The following is a 17,508-nucleotide window of genomic DNA, read 5'->3' on the forward strand; positions in this document are numbered from 1 at the left end:
CCGACCTCGCGAAACCAGCATTTGCGCGCGGTAGTGCTTAGGAAAAACCGAAGCCCGTGCAGGTCATCGGCTCGCGCCTGACCCGGCACGAACCCTGCAACACCTCGCGTACAGTCATTGTTGAGGGGCAGGCGTAATGCTCAGTCGTATTACTCAGCGTCAACTGGAGTATTTCGTGGCGTCGGGAGAGGCGGGCAGCATCAGTGCTGCGGCTGAACGCATTCATGTGTCGTCGCCGTCGATCTCGGCCGCCATCACCCATATGGAAGCCGAGCTGGGCATCCAGCTGTTTATCCGCCATCACGCCCAGGGCATTTCGCTCACGGCAGTGGGGCGCCAGGTGATGCAGGAAGCCAAGCTGATTCTGGAGCAGATGACCAACCTCTACACCATCGCCTCGGAGTCGTTGAACTCTGTGCGCGGGCCGTTGCGAGTGGGTTGCCTGGAGTCGCTGGCGCCGATGATCACCCCCGAGCTGGTGTTTGGTTTTGGCCGCGCATTCCCCGGCGTGCGGCTGACCCAGGCCGAAGGCAACCACGAGGAATTGCTGGAAAAACTGCGCAGCGGCGAGCTGGATATCGCCCTGACCTACGACCTGGTGACCAGCCCCGATATCGACTTCCAAGCCCTGGCGCACCTGCCGCCGTATGTGATGGTCGGCGAGTATCACCCGCTGGCGAGCTCTCCTGCGGTGAGCATGCAAGACCTTGAAGCCTACCCGGTGGTGCTGCTCGACACGCCCTGGAGCCGCGACTATTTCCTCAGCCTGTTCATGCAGGCGGGCACCACGCCCAACATCATCATGCGCTCCACCAACCTCGAAACGGTGCGCGCGATGGTCGGCAATGGCATTGGCTATTCCTTCGCGAATGCGCGGCCCAAATCCAATGTGTCCCAGGATGGCAAACGCGTGATTCGCCTGCGCCTGGCGGGCTCGCACCGGCCGATGCGGCTGGGCTACGCCACGGCGAGCAACACTCAGCTGTCGCGTGTGGTGTCGGCGTTCGCCGAGCGCTGCCGCATGTTTGTGTCCGACCAGTACATCCCCGGCATGGCCCCGCCGAGCTTTTTTGACCCGCATGCGGTGCGGGTCTTGAGTGGTGTGAGCTGAGATTGCACCAAAAGGTGGCGCGGGCTGCGCCACTTGCTCGGCGGTGCACCCTTTTGGCCGGAGCCAACAATCCCGGAAACACCAAAGAACCCATGTGGGAGCGGGCTGGCTCGCGAATGCGGTATGTCAGCTAAACATGAGTTGACTGACACACCGCCTTCGCGAGCCAGCCCGCTCTCACATTTGATCTTCATGGTTTCCCCTGGCCGGTTATCACTGCATAGGTTCTGCCTACCCAGTGGGCCGGGTTTTACGAATTGACCCTGAACCCCCGTCCCCACGACTCTCATCCCATCGATGCAGATCAATTTCTTTTCAGCAAGGCACCGCGACGATGACATTCGACTGGCACTACATGTTTGGTTTGCTCGCCGATCCCGAGTTCTGGCGGGCGACGTGGACGGTAATCAAGCTCAGCACCCTGACCTGGGTCCTGAGCATCGCCCTGGGCTTTCTGCTGGCGCTGGCCAAACAATCCAAACATGGGCTGCTCAGCGTCCCGGCCCGTGGCTATATCTGGTTGTTCCGCAGCCTGCCGCTGTTGGTGCTGCTGATCTTTATCTACAACCTGCCCCAGGCGCTGCCCGGCACCTCGGCCGTGCTGGCCGACCCGTTCTGGTCCGGCCTGCTGGCGTTGGTGATCTGCGAGACGGCGTACGTGGCCGAAATCCACCGTGGTGGTTTGCTCTCGATTCCCAAAGGCCAGGGTGAAGCGGCGCGGGCGTTGGGCTTGAGGTTCTTTGGCACCCAGTGGCGCGTGGTGATTCCCCAGGCGTTGCGCGTGGCCCTGCCGTCGCTGGCCAACGAGTACATCTCCATCGTCAAGCTCACCTCGCTGGTGTCGGTGATCTCGCTGACCGAGATTTTGATGGTCGGCCAGCGCCTGTATTCGCAGAACTTCCTGGTGATCGAAACCATGGCGGCGGTGGCGTTTTTCTACGTGTTTATCGTCACCGTGTTCGACTTTCTGCTCAAACGCCTGGAGCGCTTTCTCGACGTCAACCAACGCAATGTGTCCCGCGTACCGGATGCCGCAGTGCTGGCCCTGGCCACCCAACAACGCACGGCGCCGGCGCGCCCGGCCAACACCGGCGTCGCCGCGCTGCAAGCTGCCCGGTTGCATAAGGCTTACAACGACATTGAAGTGCTGGGCTCGGTCAACCTGCAGGTGCAGCCAGGTGAAGTGGTGTCGGTGATCGGGCCGTCCGGATCGGGTAAAACCACGCTGATCCGCCTGCTCAACGGCCTGGAGCAACTGGACAACGGCGAGATTCATATCAACGGCTTGCCGTTCATTCACTTGCATAAGGTCGGCGCGCAGAAACCTCAATTTATTGAGCACGCCGAGCACCGCCTGAACATCGGCATGGTGTTCCAGAGCTTCAACCTGTTCCCGCACTTGAGCGTGCTCGACAACCTGCTGATGGCGCCGAAATACCATCGCCTGGGGCGCACCGATGAGCTCAAGCAACAGGCTTACGCGCTGCTGCACAAGGTCGGGATGCTCGACCACGCCTGGAAGTACCCGCACCAGCTGTCCGGCGGCCAGCAGCAACGTGTGGCCATCGCCCGCGCCTTGATGATGCGCCCGCAGATCATGCTGTTCGACGAGCCCACCTCGGCGCTCGACCCCGAGAAAGTCAACGAAGTGCTGCAGGTCATCGAAGCCCTGGCCGGGGAGGGCATCACCATGGTGATTGTTACCCACGAGATGAACTTCGCCTTCAAGGTCTCCGACCGCATCGTGTTCATGGAAAAGGGCCGCGTGGTTTGCGACGACACGCCCCAGGCCCTGCGCAGCGGCCACAACCCACGCGTGGAGGCGTTCCTCAAGGACGTCTCGCTGGCGTGATCTCTTCAATGTTCAGGACTCACTAAAAATGATCGAGCAAGCTCAAATCGAACAATTCCAGCGCGACGGCTTCCTGGTGGTGGAGGGCGTGTTGTCGCTGGACGAAGTGGCCGCGTTGCAACACGACTTCGACCTGTGGGTGGAGGAGAGCCGCAGCCACGACCAGGGCTGGGGTGCCACCGTGGATGGCCGCGCGCGTTTCGACCTGGAAGGCGACCACCGCGCCGATCACCCGTCGTTGCGGCGGGTGAGTTCGCCCACCGAGATTTCCCCGGCGTATGAGCGCGTGGCGCTGCACTCGCGGATGGCGGCGATTTCCGCGCAGTTGGTGGGCGCTGGCGGCGCGCGTTTTCACCACAGCAAGATCAACTCCAAACTGCCGCACACCGCGACGCAGGTGAAGTGGCACCAGGACTTTCTGTTCACGCCGCACAGCAACGACGACATCGTCACTGCCTTGCTGATGGTCAGCGAAGTAACCCCGCAAAACGGCCCACTGAATGTGATCCCCGGCAGCCACAAAGGCCCGTTGTGGTCGCACTGGCAGAACCAGCGTTTTACCGGTTCGGTGGACGATGCCGTGGTTCAAGAACATTGCCGGCAACCGGTCGCCTGCTACGGCCCGGCCGGCTCCGTGTGCTTTATGCACACGCGCCTTCTACATGCTTCCAGCCCTAATGAGACCGAACTGCCGCGCACCCTGTTCATCAGCGTCTACGCCGCTGAAGACGCGCTGCCATTCGGCGAAAACCCGCTGCCCAGTGCACACGCCGGCCTGCTGGTGGCCGGTGAAGAAAGTGGCTTGGTGCGTTCCACCGACAACCACCTGCGCTTGCCGCAGAAACCCCGTGGCGCCTCGTTCTTTGTGCAACAGGCCGGCCAAGACTCCGCGACTGCCTAACCCCCTAAAACCCTTGCAGGTAATGACCATGACAGCGTCTCAAAAAAGTCTTCGCCCTCTTGCCGTGTGCCTGTTGGGCGCCGCGGTTGCACTGACCTCGTTGGCGGCTTCGGCGTTCCAGCAGGATGGCAAGATCATCGCCGGTTCCGACGTGACCTTCTTCCCTTACGAGTACATGGATAACAACACGCCGGCAGGCTTTGATATCGAATTCATGGACGGCCTGGGCAAGGTCATGGGGCGCAAGGTCGAAACCCTTGACACGCGCTTCCCCAACCTGATCACCGGCCTGCAGGCCGGGCGGTTCGATGTGACGAACTCGTCGATGTACATCACGGCGGAGCGGGTCAAAGTCATCGACATGATCCCTTACCTGAAAAGCGGCGAGTCGATCCTGACCCTCAAGGACAGTGCGTTCCAACCCAAAAAACCGGAAGAGTTCTGCGGCCACAAGATCGGCTCCATGGGCGCCACGTCCTGGCTGGCACAGATGCACAAACTGTCGGATGAGTACTGCGTGGCCAAGGGCTTGAAACCGATTGCGATCAGTGAATACAGCACCGACCCGCAAACCACCCAGGCCTTGCTGGCCCACGCCGTTGAAGCGCAGATCACCGATGCCGCCGTGGCGCGGGGTGTGGTCGACAAGCTCGGCAGCCGCGTGGTGATTTCGTCCGACACGCTGATCTACCCGGTCCTCAACGGCTTCGGCGTGAAAAAGGGCAACGACGAGGTGAAAAAAGCCCTGCTCGACGGGTTGGACAAGTACCGCGCGACCCCGGAATACGCGGTCTTGCTCAAGAAATACAACTTTGAAGCGCCGACCGATGCCGACATCGCCGCGCTGATGCCCAAGTAAGCCTATTGCGCGACCGCAGCCCTGCGGTCGCGCCTTGCGGAGACAGATTCATGGCGTTATCCCTTGAAGAACAGGCGCGCATCGACCTGGCGGCAACCTTTCGCATCATTGCCCACTTGGGCATGCACGAGGCGGTAGCCAACCATTTCAGCGCGGCGGTATCGGCCGACGGCAAACAGTTTTTGCTTAACCCGAAGTGGAAGCATTTTTCGCGCATTCGCGCCAGCGACCTGCTGCTGTTGAACGCCGACGACCCGGCCTGCGCCGACCACCCGCATGTGGACGCCACCGCCTGGTCGATCCACGGGCAGATCCACCGACTGCTGCCGCAAACCCGCGCCGTGCTGCACCTGCACCCGGTCTACACCACGGCGGTGGCGTGCCTGGCCACACCGCACATTCCGGCGATTGACCAGAACACCGCGCGCTATTTCAACCGCGTGGCCGTGGACGAACTGTACGGCGGCATGGCTGACACCGAAGCCGAAGGCGCGCGCCTGGCCGCGCTGCTCGACGGCAAGAGCCGCCTGCTGATGGGCAACCATGGCGTGATGGTCACGGCGGCGTCCATTGGTGAGGCCTTTGACGATATCTGGACCCTGGAGCGTGCCTGCCAGATCCTGGTGACGGCGTGGTCCACCGGGCAGCCGCTGCGGGTGTTGTCGGATGACGTGGCGGAGAAAACCGCACGCGGCTGGGAAGGTATCGCGGACTTTTCGCGGCAGCACTTTGAAGAAATGAAGCAGTTGATGATCGACGCCGACCCGTCGGTGCTCGACTGAGGGCTTTTTATGACGTTTTCCGTTGTCGCTCGCTGCGCCGAGACCGGCCAGCTGGGCATTGCAATCAGCTCTTCAAGCATTGCCGTCGGTGCGCGCTGCCCATGGCTGCGACCCGGTGTGGGCGCGGTGGCGTCGCAGAACATCACCTTGCCGAGTTTGGGGCCGCACATCCTGGACAGCTTAGGGCACGGCTTGGCGCCGAATGAGGCGCTGGAAACGGTGCTGGCCGGCCAGGATCACAGCCAGTTTCGCCAGGTGACGGTGATCGATAACCAAGGCCGCACGGCGCACTTCAGCGGCGCGCAGACCCTTGGTATTCATGCGGCGCTGAGTGGTGAGCAATGCGTGGCGGCGGGGAATATGCTCGCCCATCCCGGCGTGATCGAGGCCATGGTGCGGGCGTTCGAAAATGCCTCCGGGCACCTGGCCGACCGACTGCTTGCCGCGATGCAGGCGGGCCAGGCTAAAGGCGGTGAAGCCGGCCCGGTGCATTCGGCCGCCCTCGTGGTGGTCGATGACCTGCTGTGGCCCATCGTCAATTTGCGCGTGGACTGGGCCGATGACGACCCGATCGGCGCCCTCGACCAATTGTGGCAGGCCTATCGCAGCCAACTGCAGGACTACATTGACCGCGCCATCAACCCTCAACATGCACCGGGCTATGCGGTACCGGGAGATGACCGATGAGCAACAGCCGCGACCTGCTGGCGCAACTGGTGCGTTTTGACACCACCAGCCGTGAATCCAACCTGGCCTTGATCGACTTTGTGCGCACGTATTTGCAAGGCCACGGCGTGGTCTGCGAGTTGGTGTTCAACGCGCAAAAAAGCAAGGCCAACCTGCTGGCAACCCTTGGCCCGGCCGGCGTGCCGGGGATTGTGTTGTCCGGGCACACCGATGTGGTGCCGGTGGACGGTCAGCGCTGGACGGTGGCGCCGTTTGACCTGACAGAAAAAGACGGCAAGTTGTACGGGCGTGGCACGGCGGACATGAAGGGCTACATCGCCTGTGTGTTGGCCTGTGTGCCGGCACTGGTGCAGGCGCCGCTGCGCATGCCGGTGCATATCGCGCTGTCCTATGATGAAGAGGTCGGCTGCCTGGGTGTGCGCTCGCTGATCGAAAGGTTTCACGCGCAACCGGTCAAGCCGCTGCTGTGCGTGATTGGCGAGCCCACCGAGCTCAAGCCGGTGCTGGGCCACAAGGGCAAGCTGGGCATGCGCTGCCAGATCCATGGCGCGGCGTGCCATTCGGCCTATGCGCCGTCGGGCGTAAACGCCATCGAATACGCTGCGCGGTTGATCAGTGAGCTGGTGCGGCTCGGTGAAACGCTCACGGCTGAGCAGCACCTTGATGCGCGATTTGACCCGCCATTTTCCACCGTACAAACCGGCGTGATAAGCGGCGGGAAGGCCTTGAACATCGTGCCGCAGGATTGCAGTTTTGACTTTGAAGTGCGCGCGTTGCCGAACCAGAACCCCTGGCAGGTTGCGGACCAGTTACGCGGCTACGCCGAACACACGCTGCTGCCGGCAATGCAGGCAGTGAGCGCGCAGTGTGCGATCAGCTTCAGCGAGTTATCCAGCTACCCGGGCCTGGCGACGTCGCTGCAGAGCCAGGCGGCTGAGTGGATTGCGCAATTTTGCGGCTCGCGCGACTACGGCACTGTGGCTTTTGGGACTGAGGGCGGGCTGTTTGACCAGGCAGGGATTCCCACCGTGGTCTGCGGACCGGGGAGCATGGAGCAGGGCCACAAGCCCGACGAGTTCATCAGCCTGGAACAATTGGCGGCGTGTGACCGGATGTTAGAGCGGGTGGTGGCGTTTGTGAGCCAGTAAGGCAACCCCCTATCCAATGTGGGGCGGGCTTGCCCGCGATGCAGGCGCCCCGGTCTTGCAGTTAAACCGAGGTGATGCCTTCGCAGGCAAGCCAGCTACCACACAAGCCCGCTCCCACATTTGCTCTGTGTTGTTTGCTCAGGCGTTGGCCACACCCACCCGCCACTGCGCCGGCGGCAGCGCACCGTTCACCAGGTAGTTGCCCACAATGCGCGACTTGTAGACCCGCGGATTATGATTGGCCAACGTGCGCGCATTGCGCCACAGCCGGTCCAGCGCTTTGTTGCTGGCCGTGGCACTGGCGCCCAGCGCGTCAAACAGTGCGGTGGTCGCCGCGAGTGTCGCGTCCACCACCGGGTTGACGGCCAGGCACACTTCCAGCTCCGCCAATGCCAGGTGCGGGTCATCGTCGTGCAGCGCCTGCTTGTGGGCGATCACAGACTGCGCCGTCTGCTCCAGGCGCTGCGCCGCTTGCTGGGTGATGGCGTGCGCGGCGTAGGCCTGGCTGGCAACTTCGCCGATGACTTGCAGCAACTGTACGTCTTGCGCTGCGGTGTCGGCGTTGCCGGTGGTGAAGGTTCTGGCGCGCTGGCTGAGTTCTTGTGCACCGCTCAGCGCCGCGCGGCGAGCAATGCCGGCGAGGGTGCTGAGGTGGTAGATCTGGTAGAACGACTGGCCGTAGCCGAAGCGTTGGTGGGTAGGGCGCAGGTCGTCCTCCACCGGGGCACTGTCGAAAATACAGGTGCCGCTGGCGGTGAGGCGTTGGCCGAAGCCATTCCAGTCATCGACGATGTGCACGCCAGGGGCCTTGAGGTCGACGACGACCGAATACACCGTGCCATCCTCACCCGTGGCGACGGTGTTGATCAGGTCGCTGTAGAGCGCGCCGGTGGTGTAGAACTTTTTGCCGCTGATGCGCAGGGTGCCGTCAGCATCGCGGTGCAGACGGGTTTCGAAGTCGCCGCGGGTCTGGTTGCCGACCTCGGTGCTGCCGGGAGAAAGCAGCGCGCCCTGGCCGAGCCGGTCCAGCCATTTTGCGCGCCAGTCGAGGTCTTTGGCACAGAGGACGTCCTCGCAAAAACCAAAATGCCCACGCAGGGCCTGGGTGATGTTGGAGTCGGCGGCGGACAGTTCGGTGAGCAGTGCAAGCAGTTCGGCAAAGGTCGCGCCCTGGCCACCGTGGCTCACGGGCAAGCGCCAGCGGGGCAGTCCCAGTTCGTTGAGCTGGCGGATAACAAGTGCCAGGCTGGCGCGTGTCTGATCAGCCTCTGCGGCTTGCGCAAGGATCTGCGCAAAAAGCGGGCGAAAGGGAGCAGCCAGTTGTTCGTAACGGGAGGAGGGCGCAGCGCCCCAGATATTCAACGCGCAAATCGACATGCAATGGACCTTGCAGAAAGTGGCTCAGGTGCTGGGGTCCAGTGGTCTGGTGCCGCCACCCTAACCCACAGTTCGCAAAGTTTTTAATACGAAAAATAGCTATGGAGCTGCGCGGCGGTTCTATCGATAGTGCGCAACAGTATTAAACCCCGTGCTTTTATTGCGTTAGCTTCTACGGGCGCCGTTCTTGGCGACCTTCCAACCCCTTTTCTCATGACCAGACTGCACGCCCACAGATGGTTGAGTCAGCCCTCACGTGTGTGGAGTGCATTCATGATCAATCGTCGACACTTGCTTGCCCTGCTCGGCCTGGCCGCGCTTACGCTGCACGGTCCTTCGGTCGAGGCGGCAGAGCCGCTGACGCTCACCGTGGGCGATCAGTTTTTCTCCAACCGCATTGTTCTGGAGCTGTCAGGCGAGTTGAAGGACTTGCCCTACAAGATCGATTTCAAGCGCTTTAATACTGGCTCCCCTGTGGCCTCGGCGGTCGCCAGCGGCGCACTGGACGTGGGCATTGTCGGCGACACGCCGGTGATCAGCCTGGCCGCCAACGGCGCGCCGGTGAAAGTGGTCGCCAGCACCCAGACCAGCCTTGACGGCGTTGGCATCGTGGCGCGCAAAGGCATCCAGTCGGTGGCCGATCTGAAAGGCAAAACCATCGCGATCTGGAATGGTTCGTGGAGCCAGCAACTGGCCTACAAAGCCCTCGACGAAGCCGGCGTGCCGCGCAACAGCGTGACCTTCAAATACCTGCTGCCGGCCGAGGCCAGCCTGGCGCTGACACAGGGCGACATCGATGCGTTCGGCACCTGGGAACCCTACGTGTCGCTGCAGGAGAAAGAGGGCAGCCGCCTGATCCGCAACGACAAGGGCTTGATGAGTGCGCCGACCTACATCGTTGCGTATGAGCCGGCGCTGGCGCAGAAAGGCGCGATCATCAAAGACTTCGTCGCGCGCCTTACCCGCGCACGGGTGTGGAGCAACAGCCATATCGATGAGTACGCGCAGGCGTGGTCGAAGGCCAACCAGTCGGCGCCGGAGATTGCCAAAGTGTGGTTCAAGCGTGATGCGATCAAGGTTCTGCCGATCTCGCCGACGATTGTCAGCGAAGCCCAGGCCACGGCGGATTTCCTGGTGGATGCGCAGATGCTGAAGCAGCGGTATGACGTGACGCCACTGTTTGATCGGGCGCTTTAAACGTAACGGAAATAAGCACTAACAGTATCGACAGGCTGATTATGCCTGGGCTGGGCTAGGTTTTTTATTCCGGTGCGCACCGGGACAAAAAATTAACTAGCATCAGCGAGGAGTAGCCAGTAGGCTACATGTGAATCTGTGACCAACTTGATCGGCAGGACGCCGCAGTTCGATACATGGCTCGACGGCATGAAGGATGTCTGGGGAAGAACGGCTGTTCTGACGCGCCTGGACCGCGCCGAAGAACACAATTTTGGCGATTGCGAGCCAGTCGGTGAAGGCCTGAGCGAAATGCGTGTTTTCGTCGGGCCGGGCTACAGAATTTACTTTGTACGGACGGGCATTACCGCTTACCTGATGTTATGGGGCAGCGATAAAACCGACCAGAAGCGGGGAATCACACGGGCAAAAGAGATCCTCGATGCCCTCAGAGGTTAATGAAATGAGCGAATCGAAATTCAAACCCGAGGACATGCCGATCCTCGATCTTGATACGTCCGGCACCCGTGTTTATGAGGCTTCGCGCTTTCTCGACAGCCCGGAAGTTATCAGTGCCTATCTCGCGCAAAGCATGAAGGCGCAAGATCCGCAAATATTCATGAAGGCGCTTGCCGAGGTTGCCAAAGCCCAAGGCGTAAACAAGGTGGCTGAGGCGGCAGGGGTCAACCGGGAGAGTCTGTACAAAACCCTCAAAGGCGGCTCTAAGACTCGCTATGAGACGATTCAGAAGCTGATGCTGGCGTTAGGCGTTGAGCTCACTGTGCAACCGATTGCTGTCAATCAGGCGACAAGGGCTAAGCCGGTGGCAGCCGGTAAGCCCTGATATCGAATCACGACGATCAAATGTGGGAGCGGTCGCCGTTGTCCTCAAGTCTTAGCGCACCAGGCAAGGCTGCTTGTTATTAAAGCGCCAGCCCGGAATCAAGAACTGCATCGCCACACTGTCATCCCGCGCTCCAAGGCCCATGCCTTTGTACAGCTCATGGGCCTTGGCCACTGCATCCATGTCGATCTCCACGCCCAGGCCAGGCTGGGTGGGCACTTTTACGTAGCCGCCTTCGATTTTCAGTGGCGCCTTGGTCAGGTGCTGGCCGTCCTGCCAGATCCAGTGGGTGTCGATGGCGGTGATGTCTCCCGGTGCGGCGGCGGCCACCTGGGTAAACATCGCCAGGGAAATATCGAAGTGGTTGTTGGAATGCGAACCCCAGGTCAGGCCCCATTCATTGCACATTTGAGCCACACGCACCGAGCCTTGCATCGTCCAGAAGTGTGGGTCGGCCAGCGGAATGTCGACCGATTGCAGCTGGATCGCGTGGCCCATTTCGCGCCAGTCGGTGGCGATCATGTTGGTCGCGGTTTTCAGCCCGGTGGCACGGCGGAATTCAGCCATGACTTCGCGACCCGAGTAGCCGTTTTCTGCACCGCAGGGGTCCTCGGCGTAGGCGAGCACGTGGTGTTGGTCGCGGCACAGGCGGATGGCTTCTTTGAGTGACCACGCGCCGTTGGGGTCAAGGGTGATGCGCGCGTCTGGAAAGCGTTCGGCCAGGGCGGTGACGGCTTCGATTTCTTCATCGCCACTCAGCACGCCGCCTTTGAGCTTGAAGTCGTTGAAGCCGTATTTGGCCTTGGCGGCTTCGGCCAGGCGCACCACGGATTCGGCAGTCATGGCCTTCTCGTGACGCAGGCGGAACCACGCGTCATCGGCGTCGGCCTCGTTGCGGTAGGCCAGAGAGGTGGCTGTGCGGTCGCCGACATAAAACAGGTAGCCGAGCATTTTTACCGCATCACGTTGCTGCCCTTCACCCAGCAGCGCCGCCACCGGCACTTCCAGGAACTGACCCAACAGGTCGAGCAGCGCAGCTTCCATGGCGGTGACGGCGTGAATGGTAATGCGCAGGTCAAAGGTCTGCAGGCCGCGACCGGCGGCGTCGCGAGCGGCAAAGGTGCTGCGCATCTGGTTAAGGACGCGTTGGTATTGGCCAATCGGCTGGCCGACCACCAGGCTGCGCGCATCTTCAAGGGTTTCACGGATGCGCTCGCCACCGGGCACCTCGCCCACGCCCGTGTTGCCGGCGCTGTCCTTGAGAATCACGATATTGCGGGTAAAAAATGGCCCGTGGGCGCCGCTCAGATTGAGCAGCATGCTGTCGTGGCCTGCCACCGGGATGACTTGCAAATGGGTGACTACAGGAGTGTTCATGGCAGTGTCCTAAGTAAGCTCAAAGAGGTTTGCTGATGGCGGCGCCCGTTGGCACAGCGCTGGCAGAGGTCAGTACGGCCGAGGGTGACGTCTTGGCAAAAAACACCAGGATCGCGGCAAGCACCGACGTGCCGGCCAGGCCGTAGAGGCCGCCCTGGATCGAGCCGGTGGTTTGTTCCAGGAATCCAAACGTGGTCGGGGCCACGAAGCCGCCCAAGTTGCCGATGGAGTTGATCAACGCGATCACGGCCGCGGCGATGCGCACATCCAGATAACCCTGGGGAATGGGCCAGAACAGCGACGAGGCGGACTTGAACCCGATTGCCGCGAAGCAGATCGCCACGAAGGCGAAGATTGGCCCGCCGGTGGTGGACATGAACATGCCCGCAGCGGCAATCAACAGCGCGGCGGCGACCCAGGCTTGCTGGAACTTGAACTTGCCCGACAGCGAGGCGAAGGCGTACATGGCGATGATCGAGATCAGCCACGGAATCGAGTTGAAGAACCCGACCTGTATGTCGCTCAGGTCACCCATTTTCTTGATGATGCTCGGCAGCCAGAAGGTCGCCGCGTAGATCGTCAGCTGGATGCAGAAGTACAGGGCGCAGAACAGCAGGATCTGGCGGTCTTTGAGCAGTTTGCCAATGGTCGGTTTGACCGTGGTCAGCGCTTCCCGCTCACGTTGTTCCTGGTCGATGGCGCCGACCAGTGTGTCCCGCTCTTCGCGGGTCAGCCATTTGGCGTCGTGGGGGTTGGAGTCCAGCCAGAACCACACGAAGAACCCCAGCGCCACCGAGGCCAGGCCTTCAATGGCGAACATCCATTGCCAACCGTGAAAGCCCAAACCTTCGATTTGCAACAGTGCGCCCGACAACGGGCCGGAAATCAGCGAGGCGACCGCCGAACCGCTGAGGAAGATTGCGATGGCTTTGCCGCGCTCCACACCCGGCAACCAACGAGTGAAGTAGTAGATCACCCCAGGGAAAAACCCGGCTTCGGCCACGCCCAGCAGAAAGCGCAGGATGTAGAACTGTGTTTCGTTCTGGATGAACGCCATCAGCGTGGCAACGATGCCCCAGGTGAACATGATGCGCGTCAGCCAGATCCGCGCACCGACCTTTTGCAGCAGCATGTTGGAGGGCACTTCAAACAGCGCATAGCCAATAAAGAACAACCCGGCGCCCAGGCCATAGGCGGCCGCGCCGATGCCCAGGTCATGCTCCATGTGCGTGCGCACGAAGCCGATATTGACCCGGTCGATGTAGTTGAGGATGAACATGATCACGAACAGTGGGAGCACATGGCCCTTCACTTTGCTCACGGCGCGCGTGAGTACTGAGTCGCTGGGTGAAGCGGCAGATGCATGGTTTGAATTGGTCACAATTCAAAACTCCCCTGATTTATTTTTATACGGGTTTGCGTGTTTTGTTGATAGACATCATACAAGTGCATTTATTTTTTTCGCAATGCGGCGTGGGTGTATTTGTTCTTATAAGCGAGAGAATTTAATAGATGTTTTGGTTATTTGTTCAGCGTTTATTGGGTTTTACGCCGTTTGGGGTATGTCGATAAGGCGTGAGCGCCACCCGCCAAGCGACACCGACGCCCTTTAGGCTAAGAGCTATAGAGCTTAGTTGTCATACAAGTTAGGCATTTTTTGAATCAACTCAACGCTGCCGCCAAGCGGGGTGTTAAGCTCCGTCCAGCCCAACCCCGTGGACCCTAGCGATGCCCATTGAAAACGCAACCCTGGTCCGTAGACGTTCCAATAACCTGGCCCAGGGCGTGGTTGATGCGCTGACCCAGCGCATCCTGCTCGGCCAGCTCAAGCCCGGTGAAAAACTGCCGTCCGAATCCACCATCGTGCTTGAGCATGGGGTGAGTCGCACGGTGGTGCGCGAAGCGATTTCCAAGTTGCAGGCGTCAGGTCTGGTAGAGACCCGCCACGGCATCGGCACCTTTGTACTGGAGCAACCTGCGCAACAGGGCTTGCGCCTGCATGTGGACACCGTCGCGAGCGTGCGCAATATGCTCGAGCTGCGCCTGGGCCTGGAGGTGCAAGCGGTGGCGCTGGCCGCTGTGCGCAGAAGTGACGAGCAACTCGTGCGCATGCGCGAAGCGCTGGATGACTACCAGGCTTCGCTGGCGAACAACGACAGTTGCGTGGAGGAGGACAAGCGCTTTCACCAACTGATCGCCGAGGCCACCGGCAATACCTTCTTCACTGAAATCATGCTGCACCTGGGCAATGCGATGATCCCGCGCACCCAGGTCAAGGGCGCCGAGCGCGGCGGCGCCGATTTTGCCAAGCTCGGTCAGTTGGCAAACCTGGAGCACGAAGCGATCTTCAATGCCATCAAGCGCCAGGACCCGGACGCCGCGCGCGCGGCCATGGTGCTGCACCTGACCAACAGCCGGGATCGGTTTTCAGGTGTGTAATGTTGTGCTGATAAGGAACAACCGTTGAACGAACACACATTGTCCATGCGCCTGGAGCGCGTGGCGGCAAACGTGCCGGCGGGTGCGCGCCTGGCCGATATTGGCTCGGACCACGGCTACCTGCCGGTAGCCTTGATGCGTCGCGGCGCGATCGCAGCGGCGGTGGCGGGTGAGGTGGCGGCCACGCCCTTTCACGCGGCCGAACGCATGGTACGCGACAACGCTCTGGAGCAGCACATCAGCGTGCGGCTGGCTGATGGCTTGGCGGCCATTGAACCGGCGGACGCAATCACCGCGATCAGCCTGTGCGGCATGGGCGGCGAAACCATCCGCGACATCCTCAACAGCGGCAGGGCGCACCTGAGCGGTCAAGAACGGCTGATCCTGCAACCCAATGGCGGCGAACAACCCTTGCGCCAATGGCTGATGGACAACGGCTACCGGATCGTGCGCGAGGAGCTGTTGCAGGAAAACCGGTTTTACTACGAAATCATCGTCGCCGAACGCGCTGAGCCGCTGGTCTACACGGCGCAACAGCTGTACTTCGGCCCGCTGCAGATGCAGGCGCGCAGCCCGCAGTTCCTGGGCAAGTGGCAACGCATGTTGCGTCAGAAGCACAAGACCCTGGCCAGCTTCGAGCAGGCCCGGCAGGCGGTGCCCCAGCATAAGGTGCAGGAGATTGAACAGCAGGCGCGCTGGATCACCCAGCTGCTGGCTTGAACTGGCAACAGTGAACAGGGTCACACATCCCAGACCGGCGCTTTACCCGGTCTCTTGCGCCGCCCATGATGGACGGCTCGCACTCATGGAGGACGCTGCGTATGTTTGGCTCCCTGCTCGACAAACTTTTCAATCGCCCGCTGACTGAAGACGCGTTCGCCGAGAAAGTCATCAAGGCAGCTCGCGAAGCGGGTTTCAGCGAACCTCTTGAGTACGTGCCCAAAGAGTTCCGCCTCAAGCATGGCGACGGTAGCTACTTCAATCTGCATAACGCATTCAATGACTATCAGAACGCCGAAAAAGCGCACAAATCTGACGTATTGAAAGGGTATGTATCGACCCTGCTCGGCTACAAAAAGCCAGCCCCGCCAACCTTCGAAGGCGTCAGGCCGCTGTTGCGGCCGGTGATTCGTAACCTGGCGATGCTCGAAGAAGTGCGCCTTCATCACGTCCGCAACAAGGGCTGGGATGCGCCGTACACCGCCGTCCACCAGGCGCTGGGCACCGACTGCGTGACCCTGCTGGCGGTGGACTACCCCGAGACCACCTCCACCCTGACCGAGGGGCCTGATCCACAGTGGGGCGTGAGCCTGGACGAGGCATTGGCGGTGGCGGTGAGCAATCTGCGTGAAGCGACCCAGGACGCGTTTGACGAAATCGTGCCCGGCCTCTACCTCGGCCGCTGGAATGACGGCTATGACACCAGCCGCGTGCTGTTGCCGGATGTGCTGCAGCGTGCGGCCATCAAGGGCCGCCCTGTGTTCATGATCCCGACCCGCGACATCCTGATGGTGACCGGTGACAAGGATGAAGCGGGCATTCGGCACATGGTCGAGGTCAGCTTCAAGGCCATGGAAAGCGGGCGCGCGGTGTCCAGCCAGGTCTACACCTATGACGATCAACGGATCGTGCCTTTCATCAGCCAGGATGAAGCGCTCAAGGCGCGCATGGCGAGCCTCGAACACATGCTGCTGCAGGGCAACTACCACGCGCAGAAAGAGCAGCTCGACATCCTTCACGATGAGCAGAAGATCGACGTGTTTGTCGCGACCTACACGTTGTTCGAGTTAAAGGACAGTCACGGCAAGACCTTCTCGCTCTGTAGCTGGACAGAAACCGTCGACACCTTGCTGCCCAAGACCGACCGCGTGGCGCTGGTGCAGATCCAGCCCGATGGCACCGCCCAGACCCAAGTGGTCGAATGGGCTGAGCTTGAGGCCAAATTGGGTGACCTGCTGGCGCCGGCGAGCCTGTACCCGGCGCGCTATCGCACGCTGGGTTTTCCAACGCCTGCGCAATTGAGTCAGTTGACGCCGCTGGTTTAACGCCGGCTTGTCACGCGTCGCCCACCTGTGCAAGGATCGCCCATGACCAAATTTTCGCAAAGCAACCGCCATCACCCCCACGGACCTTGCCCAAGGTGCCGCGGTTGCTTGCGCTCACTGATTGACCAGAACCTCTGATCACTCGATGAACCACCACCCAAGGCGCCGATGGCGCCTTTTTTATTGCTTGTAAAAAGGGAGATTCAACAGATGACAATGCTACGGGGTACCCGAATAGTGATGGGCAAAGAAGCCGCGACAATGCGTGAGATCGAGGCGCGTTTTCGGAGCTATCTTCATCGACGCGGGCGCTGAAGAAGTCATCGTGCCGGCCCTGTGGGGCCAGGACACGTTTATCGAAAAAGCCGGCGGCAGTGAAATCATCGGGCAGATGTGGGCCTTCGATGACAAGGCCGGACGTCAGTGTTGCCTGATCCCGGAAGCCACCGCGCTGTTCCAGGAACGCAACACGCAATTGCTTGGCGCGCGCGCGGAGGCGATGTTTTTCTACGTGGCGCGGTGTTACCGGTATGAGCGGCCGCAAGCTGGGCGCTACCGGGAGTTCACTCAGTTGGGGCTGGAAATTCTCAGCCCTGAGCCCGCGCTGGCGTTGCAGCGCAGCCAAGCGCTGTGCACCGGTTTTCTCGACACGCTGGACCTTGACTATGAGCTTAACCTGGCCGTCAAACGCGGGTTGAGTTACTACCTGCAAGGCAATGGCTTCGAGGTGCGTTGCCCCGCGTTGGGTGCTCAGCAGCAAGTGGTGGGCGGCGGTGCATACCGCGAAGGCGCCGGGTTCGGCATCGGGCTTGAGCGTCTGGTGCTTGCGTTGGCGTGATGTGCAAGGACGCCTCCACCCGGAGGCGTCTCCTATCCGGCCGCCGGATATGCTCCAATAGCCGCCATCATT

17 protein-coding genes are annotated in these 17,508 nt (G+C 61.2%); 14 read left to right on the plus strand and 3 right to left on the minus strand.

The genetic code is table 11. The features are described from left to right. Positions 1–136: 136 nt before the first annotated feature. From AC19YS_RS18260 to argE, 7 genes are all read left to right on the plus strand, one after another. Positions 137–1,111 carry a LysR family transcriptional regulator gene (locus AC19YS_RS18260; protein WP_119742506.1) on the plus strand — a complete coding sequence of 325 codons (975 nt, stop codon included), beginning with the start codon at positions 137–139 and terminating at the stop codon, positions 1,109–1,111. 334 nt (positions 1,112–1,445) lie between these two features. Beyond that, complete coding sequence (locus AC19YS_RS18265; protein WP_106576616.1) at positions 1,446–2,963, plus strand: amino acid ABC transporter permease/ATP-binding protein; 1,518 nt, start codon at positions 1,446–1,448, stop codon at positions 2,961–2,963. 28 nt (positions 2,964–2,991) lie between these two features. Next, positions 2,992–3,864, plus strand: a complete 873-nt coding sequence (locus tag AC19YS_RS18270) for a phytanoyl-CoA dioxygenase family protein (protein WP_472526393.1) — start codon at positions 2,992–2,994, stop codon at positions 3,862–3,864. 28 nt (positions 3,865–3,892) lie between these two features. Next, positions 3,893–4,723 carry an ABC transporter substrate-binding protein gene (locus AC19YS_RS18275; RefSeq protein ID WP_500602334.1) on the plus strand — a complete coding sequence of 277 codons (831 nt, stop codon included), beginning with the start codon at positions 3,893–3,895 and terminating at the stop codon, positions 4,721–4,723. A 50-nt stretch (positions 4,724–4,773) separates the two neighbouring features. Then, positions 4,774–5,505 (plus strand): class II aldolase and adducin N-terminal domain-containing protein, encoded by a 732-nt coding sequence (locus AC19YS_RS18280; protein ID WP_448194522.1) that lies wholly within the window; start codon positions 4,774–4,776, stop codon positions 5,503–5,505. A gap of 9 nt (positions 5,506–5,514) precedes the next feature. Further along, positions 5,515–6,192, plus strand: coding sequence for a DUF1028 domain-containing protein (locus tag AC19YS_RS18285; protein WP_448194523.1), 678 nt, complete (start codon positions 5,515–5,517; stop codon positions 6,190–6,192). Further along, complete coding sequence (gene argE, locus AC19YS_RS18290; protein ID WP_500602335.1) at positions 6,189–7,340, plus strand: acetylornithine deacetylase; 1,152 nt, start codon at positions 6,189–6,191, stop codon at positions 7,338–7,340. The genes AC19YS_RS18285 and argE overlap by 4 nt, the downstream gene beginning before the upstream one ends. 138 nt (positions 7,341–7,478) lie before the next feature. Here argE and AC19YS_RS18295 read toward each other — a convergent pair whose 3' ends face one another. After that, entirely contained in the window at positions 7,479–8,717 is a 1,239-nt protein-coding gene (locus tag AC19YS_RS18295) for an acyl-CoA dehydrogenase family protein (protein ID WP_500602336.1), read from the minus strand. Positions 8,718–8,990: 273 nt separating this feature from the next. Here AC19YS_RS18295 and AC19YS_RS18300 point away from each other — a divergent pair, with 273 nt between their 5' ends. The 3 genes from AC19YS_RS18300 (at position 8,991) to AC19YS_RS18310 (ending at position 10,737) form a co-directional block, all read left to right on the plus strand. After that, the gene (locus tag AC19YS_RS18300; RefSeq protein WP_500602337.1) at positions 8,991–9,914 is read left to right on the plus strand and encodes an ABC transporter substrate-binding protein; all 924 of its coding nucleotides are present in this window, start codon (positions 8,991–8,993) and stop codon (positions 9,912–9,914) included. A gap of 138 nt (positions 9,915–10,052) precedes the next feature. Further along, positions 10,053–10,352, plus strand: a complete 300-nt coding sequence (locus AC19YS_RS18305) for a type II toxin-antitoxin system RelE/ParE family toxin (protein WP_106576624.1) — start codon at positions 10,053–10,055, stop codon at positions 10,350–10,352. A gap of 4 nt (positions 10,353–10,356) precedes the next feature. Continuing rightward, positions 10,357–10,737 (plus strand): addiction module antidote protein, encoded by a 381-nt coding sequence (locus AC19YS_RS18310; protein WP_106576718.1) that lies wholly within the window; start codon positions 10,357–10,359, stop codon positions 10,735–10,737. 51 nt (positions 10,738–10,788) lie between these two features. Here AC19YS_RS18310 and gudD read toward each other — a convergent pair whose 3' ends face one another. Together gudD and AC19YS_RS18320 are read right to left on the minus strand one after the other, a co-directional pair. Beyond that, positions 10,789–12,114 (minus strand): glucarate dehydratase, encoded by a 1,326-nt coding sequence (gene gudD, locus AC19YS_RS18315; protein ID WP_448197821.1) that lies wholly within the window; start codon positions 12,112–12,114, stop codon positions 10,789–10,791. A gap of 19 nt (positions 12,115–12,133) precedes the next feature. Beyond that, positions 12,134–13,495 (minus strand): MFS transporter, encoded by a 1,362-nt coding sequence (locus AC19YS_RS18320; RefSeq protein ID WP_500602338.1) that lies wholly within the window; start codon positions 13,493–13,495, stop codon positions 12,134–12,136. Positions 13,496–13,842: 347 nt separating this feature from the next. Here AC19YS_RS18320 and AC19YS_RS18325 point away from each other — a divergent pair, with 347 nt between their 5' ends. The 4 genes from AC19YS_RS18325 to AC19YS_RS18340 all read left to right on the plus strand — a co-directional run bounded on the left by AC19YS_RS18325 (position 13,843) and on the right by AC19YS_RS18340 (position 17,436). Next, a complete protein-coding gene (locus AC19YS_RS18325) occupies positions 13,843–14,553 on the plus strand; it encodes a FadR/GntR family transcriptional regulator (RefSeq protein WP_106576627.1) in 711 nt (236 codons plus the stop codon). A 24-nt stretch (positions 14,554–14,577) separates the two neighbouring features. Continuing rightward, the gene (locus AC19YS_RS18330; RefSeq protein ID WP_500602339.1) at positions 14,578–15,273 is read left to right on the plus strand and encodes a tRNA (adenine(22)-N(1))-methyltransferase; all 696 of its coding nucleotides are present in this window, start codon (positions 14,578–14,580) and stop codon (positions 15,271–15,273) included. Positions 15,274–15,374: 101 nt separating this feature from the next. After that, positions 15,375–16,598, plus strand: a complete 1,224-nt coding sequence (locus tag AC19YS_RS18335) for a DUF1444 family protein (RefSeq protein ID WP_500602340.1) — start codon at positions 15,375–15,377, stop codon at positions 16,596–16,598. A gap of 265 nt (positions 16,599–16,863) precedes the next feature. Beyond that, positions 16,864–17,436 carry an ATP phosphoribosyltransferase regulatory subunit gene (locus tag AC19YS_RS18340; protein ID WP_106576630.1) on the plus strand — a complete coding sequence of 191 codons (573 nt, stop codon included), beginning with the start codon at positions 16,864–16,866 and terminating at the stop codon, positions 17,434–17,436. Positions 17,437–17,508: the final 72 nt, after the last annotated feature.

The organism is Pseudomonas sp. MF08831 (genome assembly GCF_059862645.1).